Origin of the sequence: Micromonospora sp. ATA51 (assembly GCF_016802855.1) — a bacterium.
Taxonomy (GTDB): domain Bacteria; phylum Actinomycetota; class Actinomycetes; order Mycobacteriales; family Micromonosporaceae; genus Micromonospora; species Micromonospora sicca.
Genome location: NZ_JAEVHJ010000278.1, coordinates 1 through 9128, shown reverse-complemented (window position 1 = coordinate 9128; position 9128 = coordinate 1). Strand labels below are relative to the sequence as shown.

At 73.6% G+C, this 9128-nt stretch carries 4 protein-coding genes and 5 pseudogenes; 2 read left to right on the top strand and 7 right to left on the bottom strand.

What is annotated here, in order from left to right; genetic code table 11:
• Positions 1-668: 668 nt before the first annotated feature.
• Positions 669-1723, top strand: a pseudogene (locus JNW87_RS29760) (NAD-dependent epimerase/dehydratase family protein).
• A 20-nt stretch (positions 1724-1743) separates the two neighbouring features.
• Here the strand turns inward: JNW87_RS29760 and JNW87_RS29755 are convergent.
• Positions 1744-2717 (bottom strand): annotated as a pseudogene (locus JNW87_RS29755) (Acg family FMN-binding oxidoreductase).
• A gap of 186 nt (positions 2718-2903) precedes the next feature.
• On the opposite strand from JNW87_RS29755, the gene JNW87_RS29750 reads away from it, so the two are divergent.
• Positions 2904-3542 carry a response regulator transcription factor gene (locus JNW87_RS29750; RefSeq protein ID WP_109804589.1) on the top strand — a complete coding sequence of 213 codons (639 nt, stop codon included), beginning with the start codon at positions 2904-2906 and terminating at the stop codon, positions 3540-3542.
• 31 nt (positions 3543-3573) lie between these two features.
• Here the strand turns inward: JNW87_RS29750 and JNW87_RS29745 are convergent.
• From JNW87_RS29745 to JNW87_RS41740, 6 genes and pseudogenes are all read right to left on the bottom strand, one after another.
• Positions 3574-3763 (bottom strand): annotated as a pseudogene (locus JNW87_RS29745) (ATPase); the annotation flags it as partial.
• Between the two features lie 112 nt (positions 3764-3875).
• Positions 3876-4742, bottom strand: a complete 867-nt coding sequence (locus JNW87_RS29740; RefSeq protein WP_109804590.1) for a universal stress protein — start codon at positions 4740-4742, stop codon at positions 3876-3878.
• A gap of 31 nt (positions 4743-4773) precedes the next feature.
• Complete coding sequence (locus tag JNW87_RS29735; RefSeq protein WP_238454799.1) at positions 4774-7176, bottom strand: phosphoketolase; 2403 nt, start codon at positions 7174-7176, stop codon at positions 4774-4776.
• Positions 7177-7303: 127 nt separating this feature from the next.
• A pseudogene (locus JNW87_RS29730) lies at positions 7304-8132 on the bottom strand (universal stress protein).
• 90 nt (positions 8133-8222) lie between these two features.
• The gene (locus JNW87_RS29725; protein ID WP_238454798.1) at positions 8223-8837 is read right to left on the bottom strand and encodes a hypothetical protein; all 615 of its coding nucleotides are present in this window, start codon (positions 8835-8837) and stop codon (positions 8223-8225) included.
• A pseudogene (locus tag JNW87_RS41740) lies at positions 8834-8962 on the bottom strand (zinc ribbon domain-containing protein); the annotation flags it as partial. The gene JNW87_RS29725 and the pseudogene JNW87_RS41740, both read right to left, overlap by 4 nt.
• Between the last annotated feature and the right edge of the window lie 166 nt (positions 8963-9128).

Sequence of the window (9128 nt, the reverse complement as noted above, 5' to 3'; positions counted from 1 at the left end):
GCCTGCACCGCCACGGCGGCGGGCTTGGCGGTGACGGGGCCGGTGTCGGCGTGCGCGGCGATCGGACCGGCGAACACACCACCGGTGAAAGCCAGACCAGCAATACCGAGAACGCTCTTACGCAGCATCGTGTTCATGACAAAGCTCCTTGGGGGGTTGGCGCACACCCGGTGGGGGCCGGGACGTGCGCAAGCACCGTCAGGCGCTCAAAAGAGTGCAAGGGGGAAAGTCTCTGCCCGGTGCCAGCCGCGGGGCGGGGGCCTCTTCGCGGCGCCGGGACCATGTGTAACGACCACCGGCCCGCCATCATTCCCGGGGCCCGTCCGGCCCGTCGAGCGGGCCAGGTACTCGGTCGTACGCGAGATATAACGACCCGGGCCCCGCCACGATTCCGGCCTCAGGATGCCGCCGGTCACACCCGGAACGGACATCCGGCGCACCCGCGCAGCCGCCAGCCGGCCGGGACCGGACGGCCCGGACCATATCCCCGATCCGGTGGTATCCACGCCCAACGGACACCGCCACATCGGCGACACGGAGCCGATGTCGCCATCGGGAGGCCCCATGCCCGGCGACATCCCCCAGACCGGCTCCCTTCTGCCCAGGGCAGATCCGCTCAACGTGAACACCCCTCCCCGTTGACCGTGGCCCACCGGCAGGCTGGACGCATGAGACTGCTGGTGCTGGGCGGAACGGGATTCGTGGGTGGGGCCACCGTGGCCGAGGCGGTACGCCGCGGCTGGTCGGTGACGGTGTTCAACCGGGGGCTGCACGGCGACGCGCCGGCGGGCGTACACCGGTTGCGGGGTGACCGGACCGCGCCGGGCGGGCTGGCGGCGCTGGTTGGCGGCGAGTGGGACCTGGTGGTGGACACCTGGGACGGTGCGCCCCGGGCGGTACGGGACGCGGCGCGGGCGCTGGTGGATTCGGTGCCGCACTACGTCTACGTGTCCAGCGGTTCCGTCTACGCCGAACCCGTCGAACCGGGCTCGGACGAGGACGCGCCGACGGTCGAGGCGGCCGCCGACGCGGTCGACGGCGACTACGCGCAACTGAAGGCCGGCGGTGAGCGGGCCGCGGTGGAGATCTTCGGTGATCGGGCGTTGCTGGCCCGGGCCGGGCTGATCCTCGGGCCGGGGGAGGACATCGGGCGGCTGCCCTGGTGGCTGGGGCGCGTCGCCCGGGGCGGCGAGGTGCTGGCGCCCGGGCCGCGCGACCTGCCGCTGCAGTACGTGGACGTGCGTGACCTGGCCAGGTGGCTGCTGGACCGGGGCGCGGAGGGCGTCGGCGGGGCGTACAACGTGGTGGGTCGCACCGGGCACGCGACGATGGGTGAGCTGCTCGACGCGGCCGTGGCGGTCACCGGCTCGGGCGCGGTGCTGCGCTGGACGGACCCGGAGCCGATCCTCGCCGCCGGCGTGGTGCCCTGGAACGACCTGCCGGTCTGGATCCCGCTCGGCCATGAGTACCGCTGGCTGCAGGAGCGCGACGTGACCCGGGCGTACGCGGCGGGGCTCGTCTGCCGTCCGGTGGCCGAGACGGTCGCCGACACCTGGCGCTGGCTGCGGGAGGTGGAGCGGGTCCGCCGCGCGCGGGCCGACCGGCGCGGGCGGCGGTGGGCCTGGCCCCGGAGCGGGAGGCCGCGTTGCTGGCCGCCGTGTCGGGCGGTGTCATGCCGCCTGACCGGTCCCCCCACCCGGGCTCCCGGCAGCGGCGGCCATAGCGGGGCCGTGGCGGTCCGGGTCAGGCCGGCACCACCGGCAGGTCGAGCACCTCGTCCACGGAGCGGCGCGGGGTGGCGGCGCCGGGCTGCCCGTACCCGATCCGCATCACCATCTGCGGCATGCCGAACCGGCCGAGGGACAGCCGCAGCGCCTCCCGCGCCCCCGGCACCTCGATCGGCTGGGAGAGCATCGACACGCTCAGCCCGGAGTCGGTGGCGGTGAGCAGCACCCGCTGCAGGGCCTGGCCGGCGACGATCTGGTCGGTGGCGGTGTTCCCCGCCGATCCGAGCACGGCGACCAGGGGCTCCGGTTCGAAGTCCCGCCCCGGCGCGCGGTTGCGCCCGCCGAAGCCGCGCTGCGGCAGCAGGTCCTGCGGTTCGCTCCGCGGACCGCCGGCGGCGGCCGGCACCCCGTCCGGGGAGGGCTCCGAGCGGATCCACGCGCGCCGCTCGGCCACGTACGCGGGGTCGCGTTCGAGCACCCGGTGGGCGCTGCGGGCGATCTCGGCGAACGCGTTGACCGCGCTGGTGCCGATGACCAGCTCCAGCCAGCACTGTTCGGCCCGGGCCGCCTCGCCGAGCCGCCAACGGGCGTCGGCGGGGACCGGGTCGGGCCAGAACGGCGCGCGGTTGCTGAACCGGCGGCGGATGGCCCCGTGCAGGCTCTGCTCCGTCGGGGTGGGGCGGCGCGGCAGGTCGGGGACCAGCCGGGCCACCACGTCCGGCTCCGCCGGGTACGGGCGCAGCCGGACCGTGGCCGGCGTGCCGGCCACCGCGAGGGCCAGCCGCAGGTTGAACAGGGCCGCCCCGCAGGCGATCCGGGCGCCCCAGCCGCTCGGGTCGGTGGCGGGCAGCCGGCGCAGCGGGTCGACGGAAAGCTCGATCCCGCGTCCGGCAGCCGGAACCGCCACGGCTGGGTGTTGTGCAGTGACGGCGCCCGGACGGCGTCGGAGGCGGCGGCCCTGAGCTGCTCGACGGTGAAGCCGGTGTTCATGGTCTTGCTCCTTCCGTGGCAGGTCGTGCCGCCCTCCGGGTGTTCCATCCCCACGGTGCGGCAGACCGGGCCGGCCCGGGCAGGGCCGGAGGTCCCCCTGGTGGGGCCGACCGCCCGGCGGCGGGGCGGCACGGTAGGGACCTTCGGCCCGTGCGGAAGTCGGCGGCGACCGGGTAGACACGAGGGATGATCCGGGTGTTCCTGCTCGACGACCATGAGGTCGTCCGTCGTGGCCTTGCCGATCTGCTCCAGAGCAGCGGCGACATCGAGGTGGTCGGTGAGTCCGGCTCCGCCCAGGAGGCGGCCCGCCGCATCCCCGCGCTCCGCCCCGACGTGGCGATCCTCGACGCCCGGCTGCTCGACGGCAACGGCATCGACGTGTGCCGGGACGTCCGGGCCATGGACTCCTCGATCAAGGGATTGATCCTCACCTCATACGAGGACGACGAGGCGCTCTTCGCGGCGATCATGGCGGGCGCCGCCGGGTACGTGCTCAAGCAGATCCGCAGCACCGACCTGGTGGACGCGGTGCGCCGGGTGGCGGCCGGGCAGTCGCTGCTCGACCCGGCGATCACCACCCGGGTGCTGGAGCGGATCCGCAACGGCGTCGAGCAGCCGCGCGAGCTGAAGTCCCTCACCGAGCAGGAGCGGCGGATCCTGGAGTACGTGGCGGAGGGGCTCACCAACCGGGAGATCGCCGGCAAGATGTTCCTGGCGGAGAAGACCGTGATGAACTACGTCTCCAGCGTGCTGGCCAAGCTCGGCCTGGAACGGCGTACCCAGGCCGCGGTGCTCGCCACCCGGCTGCTCGGCAAGGCCCACTGACCCGCCCCGGCCCCCCGCCGCGACGCTCCGGTCAGTCGCGCAGCGGGACGCTCCAGCGCACCTCGGTGCCGTGCGGGATCACCCGGCTGAGCTGGAAGTCGCCGCCGTTCGGCCCGCTCGCGGAGGTTCACGAGGCCGCTGCGGGCCGCCTCAGGGTCGCAGCCGACGCCGTCGTCGGTGACCGTCACGCTCACCCAGCCGGCGTCGGCCTTGACCGCCACGCCGGTCGCACGGTGCGCAGGTCCCCCGCCACCGGGCCCTTCGACCCCTCCCAGCTGGTCGACTACTTCTCGCCAGCCCGGCGAGCGGTGGGCCGGGCTGCTGGCGGCGTGTTCAGCGTTCCCGGACCACCGCGACCGGGCAGTGCGCGTGGTGCAGCAGCTGCTGGCTCACCGAGCCGAGCAGCATCCCGCGCAGCCCGCCCCGACCGCGGCTGCCCACCACCACGAGCTGCGCCTCGCCGCTCGCGTCGACCAGCAGGCCGGCCGGGTTGCCGGGCGACACCCGCAGGTCGACCTCGACGTCCGGGAAACTCTCCCGCCACCGGGCCAGCTCCTCCTCGGCCGCCGCCCGCTCGGTGGCGGTCGCCTCCTCCGGGTCGAAGCCCGGCGGCACCCACCGCTCGCCGGGCGGCTCCCACACCCGGATCACCCGCAGCGGCACGTCCCGCTGCGCCGCCCGCTCGACGGCGAAGCCGAGCGCCCGGAGCGAGGACTCCGAGCCGTCCACGCCGACCACCACCGGCCCGGAGGTGGCGGTGTGGCCGTCCCGGACCACCACCACCGGGCAGTGCGCGTGGGCGGTGACGGACACCGCGGTGGACCCGGCCAGCAGGCCGCCGAATCCGCCGTGCCCGCGGCTGCCGAGGACCAGCATCCCGGCCTCGGCGGACCGTTCCTGCAACAGCAGGGCGGGTGGGCCGTCGTAGACCTCGGCGTGCACGGTGAGCCCGGGCCGCTCGGCGGCGGCGTCCGCCGCCGCCTTTCGGACCAGTTCCTCGACCTGCCGCCGGGCGTGCTCGTCCGGCCAGACGCCGGGCGCCAGCCCGGGACCGATCCAACCGGCCACCGTCAGCCATTCGAAGACGTACGCCAGGCGGATCGGCCGGCCGGAGCGGCCCGCCTCGTCCAGGGCCCAGTCCAGGGCGACTGTGGCGTCGGCGGAGCCGTCGTAGCCGACCAGGATCTCGTCCCCGCTCACCGGGCCGCCCCCGGTTCGCCCGCGAGCCCGCTCACTGACCGCTCCGCAGGCCGGGTTCGGTCTCGCGGATCCAACGCCACTCGGCGACCAGGGGGGCGTCCTCGCCGTACCGGCGGGTGTAGTCGCGGCAGGCCTGCCGGGCGTCGACCATGTCCTGGCGGAGGTGGGCGGCGCGCGAGGCGAGCCCGGGCACCCGGTCGATGACGTCGATGACGAGGTGGAAGCGGTCCAGGTCGTTGAGCATCACCAGGTCGAACGGCGTGGTGGTGGTGCCCTCCTCCTTGTAGCCGCGTACGTGCAGGTTGTCGTGGTTGGTCCGGCGGTAGGTGAGCCGGTGGATCAGCCACGGATAGCCGTGGTACGCGAAGATGATCTGCCGGTCGCGGGTGAAGATGGTGTCGAACTCGCTGTCCGGCAGGCCGTGCGGGTGCTCCGTGGGCGGCTGGAGGCGCATCAGGTCGACCACGTTGACCACCCGCACCTTCAGCTCGGGCAGGTGCTGGCGGAGCAGGTCGGCCGCGGCCAGCGTCTCCAGGGTCGGCACATCGCCGGCGCAGGCGAGCACCACGTCCGGCTCGGTGCCCTGGTCGGTGCTGGCCCAGTCCCAGATGCCCAGGCCCCGCCTGGCGTGCTGGACGGCCTCGTCCATGCTCAGCCAGTTCGGCGCCGGCTGCTTGCCGGCCACCACGACGTTGATGTAGTGCCGGCTGCGCAGGCAGTGGTCCATGGTGGAGAGCAGGGTGTTGGCGTCCGGCGGCAGGTAGACCCGGACCACCTCGGCCTTCTTGTTGACCACGTGGTCGATGAAGCCCGGGTCCTGGTGCGAGAAGCCGTTGTGGTCCTGCTGCCACACGTGGCTGGAGAGCAGGTAGTTGAGCGAGGCCAGGGGCTGCCGCCACTGGATGCCGCGGGTCACCTTCAGCCACTTGGCGTGCTGGTTGACCATCGAGTCGACGATGTGGATGAAGGCCTCGTAGCTGGTGAAGATGCCGTGCCGGCCGGTGAGCAGGTAGCCCTCCAGCCAGCCCTGGCAGAGGTGCTCGGAGAGCACCTCCATCACCCGGCCGTCCGGGGAGAGGTGGTCGTCGCCGGGGACCGTGTTGCCGACGAACGCCCGGTCGGTGACCTCGAAGGCGGCGCCCAGCCGGTTGGAGGCGACCTCGTCGGGGCCGAACAGGCGGAAGTTCTGCGGGTTGGCGGTGATCACGTCGCGGACCCACTGGCCAAGCACGCCGGTGGAGCCGACCATGGGCTCGCCCGGCTGCTTGACGTCGACCGCGTAGGCGCGGAAGTCCGGCAGGTCCAGGTCGCGCAGCACCTGGCCGCCGTTGGCGACCGGGTTGGCGCTCATCCGCCGGTTCCCCTTCGGAGGCAGCGAGGTCAGCTCGGCGACCGGGGCGCCGGTGGCGTCGAAGAGTTCCTCCGGCCGGTAGCTGCGGAGCCAGCGCTCCAGCTCGGCCAGGGCCTCCGGATCCTTCCGCACCCCGTCGATGGGCACCTGGTGAGCGCGGAAGGTCCCCTCGACCTGCTTGCCGTGGACCTTCCGCGGGCCGGTCCAGCCCTTCGGCGTCCGGAGGATGATCATCGGCCAGCGGGGGCGCCCGACATCGCCGCCGGAGCGGGCCCGGCGCTGGATCTCGGCGATCTCGTCGACCGCCCGCTCCAGCGTGGCGGCGAGGCTCTGGTGCACCCGCGTCGGGTCGTCGCCGGAGACGATGTACGGCTCGTATCCGTAGCCGCGCATCAGACCGAGCAGGTCGTCGGTGGGGATCCGCTCCAGCACCGTCGGGCTTGCGATCTTGTAGCCGTTCAGGTGCAGGATGGGCAGCACCGCGCCGTCGCGGGCCGGGTTGAGGAAGACGTTGGACAGCCAGCTTCCGGCCAGCGGGCCGGTCTCCGCCTCACCGTCGCCGATCACGCAGGCGACCAGCAGGTCCGGGTTGTCGAACGCGGCGCCGTACGCGTGGCTGAGCGCGTACCCGAGCTCGCCGCCCTCGTGGATCGAACCCGGCACCTCCGGCGCCACATGGCTCGGGATGCCGCCGGGGAAGGAGAACTGGCGGAACAGCCGCTGCATGCCCACCTCGTCCCGGCTGACCGAGTGGTAGAGCTCGCTGTAGGTACCCTCCAGCCAGGTGTTCGCCACCAGGGCCGGCCCGCCGTGCCCCGGGCCGGTGATGTAGATGACGCTGAGGTCGCGGTTGACGATGATCCGGTTGAGGTGCGCGTAGATCAGGTTGAGGCCGGGGCCGGTGCCCCAGTGGCCGAGCAGCCGGGGCTTGACATGCTCCGGCTTCAGTGGCTCGCGGAGCAGCGGGTTGTCGAGCAGGTAGATCTGCCCGACGGTGAGGTAGTTCGCCGCCCGCCAGTAGGCGTCAATCCGGCGCAGCTCGTCTTCGGCCAGTGGGCTGTGCAGGTCGAGAGCGGTGTCCATGCTGCGTTAGCCTCTCGCGGCTCGGGGTCTTCTGCCACCCGAAGGCGGGAATCCGCCCCGGGCCCGTCCGGCTTCGCCCCGGGTCCGGGGATCTGATCAGGGTCGTTGGTCCCGGGACCGGAGGGCGTCATGTCCCGAGCGGCGGTGCGGGGTCCAGCCCACGGACGACGATCACCGGGGCCGGTGAGTGGTAGAGCAGGGTCTGGCTGACCTCGCCGAGCATGCCCCGCCACGGTTCGTCCCCGCGCGCGCCGACGAGCGCCACCTGCGCGGACCGGGACTGTTCGATCAGGACGGCGCCGGGGTCCCCGCGGACGGTGTGGCACTCCGCGGCCACGGACGGGTACCGCTGGGCGTGCCGGGCCACCGCCGCGGTGAGCACCTCTTCTCCGTCGTCCGGCCGGTCGGGCTCGACCACCCGCACGGCGAGCAGCCGGGCGACCGGCGTCGGGCGCAGTCGAAGGCGAAACCCAGGGCGGCCTGGGAGCTCGACGAGCCGTCCACTCCGACCAGCACCGGTCCCTGCGGTGCCGGCCCGGCCCGCCGACCAGCACCGGGCAGCCGGCCCGGGCGGCGAGTTGCACGGCGGGCGCGTCGGCCGGTACGCAGTCCGGGCAGTCGGCCATCCCGCCGTCACCGAGTGCCACCATGAACGCCGAATCCGAGGCGCGGATCAGGGCGTCGACGGGGGAGCCCTCGACGATCTCGCCGCTCACCGGGACCGCCGGCTCGACCTCGCCGGCGACCTGGCCGGCCCGTTCGAGCAGGTCCTCCGCCGCGGCGCGCGACCCGGCCACGGACGGCGCCTCCAGCGCCGCCGTCCAGTTGAAGGCGTGCAGCAGGTGCAGCGGGCGGTCGTGGGCGGCCGCCTCGCCGGCGGCCTCCCGGACGACCTGGAGGTCCTCCTCCGACGACCCGACGCCGACCACGACGGCCCCGTGGGTGGGTGCGGCCATCCCGCCTCACCTCCCCGGCGCCGCGTACGGCACGACCACGATTTCCTTACCCACGGTAGTCGGGGCCGTGCCCACCCGGGGCGGGATCGGTCAGCGGAACTGGAGCCGGTTCACCGCGTCGAACACCCGGGCGCCGAGGAGCCGCCGGATGTGCACCATGGCCCGGGCGGCGGCGGTGACCAGGTAGCGGGTGCGCGGCCGGCGGGCGGTCACCGCCCGTTCGATCACCCGGGCCACCGTTTCCGGCGTGGCCGACAGGGCCCGGTTCCGGTACGACTTCGCCATCACCGCGTCGGCGGCGGCGACCATCGTCCGATACGGCCCCGTCGGGTCGGAGCCGGCGCCGAGGGAGGAGCTGGCGACCGCGCCGAAGCCGGTCCGGATCAGCCCCGGCTCGACGATCGTCACGTCGACGCCGAACGGCCGGACCTCCTGCCGCAGCGCGTCGGAGATCGCCTCCTCCGCGTACTTGCTGGCGTGGTATTGACGTTCTCTCCGCCCTGACGGGCAGAGATTCCCTCCACGCTGCGCGCGGAACAGCGCGCAGCGCCCGGGTGGATTCCTGCTTCTCGGCGTGGTGCCGGCACGGGTGCCGGTCTTACCTGCGCTCCACAGGCGTTTAGGCTCTCCCAGCGTCCCTGGGCGAGGATGTTGATCGCCGCGTTGATGTCCCGGTCGTGGACCGCCCCGCATGGGCAGGTCCACGACCGGACGGACAGCGGTTTGGGTCCGTCCAGCCGCCCGCACGTAGAGCAGGTCTGCGATGTGGGCGCGAACCGGCCGATGCGGCGGAAGCTGCGCCCGTACCGTGCGGCCTTGTACTCCAACATGTGCGTGAACGATGCCCAGCCGGCGTCGTGCACCGACTTCGCCAACCGGGTGCGGCCGAGACCGGTCACGCACAGGTCCTCGACGTACACCGCTGAGACGAAACTCGGACCTTGGCCACGTGTGCGGCAGCGTCCCGGCGGAGCCGGGACACGATGGGTTTCCGGG

Excerpts from the sequence above, each read along its gene's own strand:
- JNW87_RS29750 (WP_109804589.1), top strand. The coding sequence starts at position 2,904 with ATGATCCGGGTGTTCCTGCTCGACGACCATGAGGTCGTCCGTCGTGGC.
- JNW87_RS29735 (WP_238454799.1), bottom strand. The coding sequence starts at position 7,176 with ATGGACACCGCTCTCGACCTGCACAGCCCACTGGCCGAAGACGAGCTG.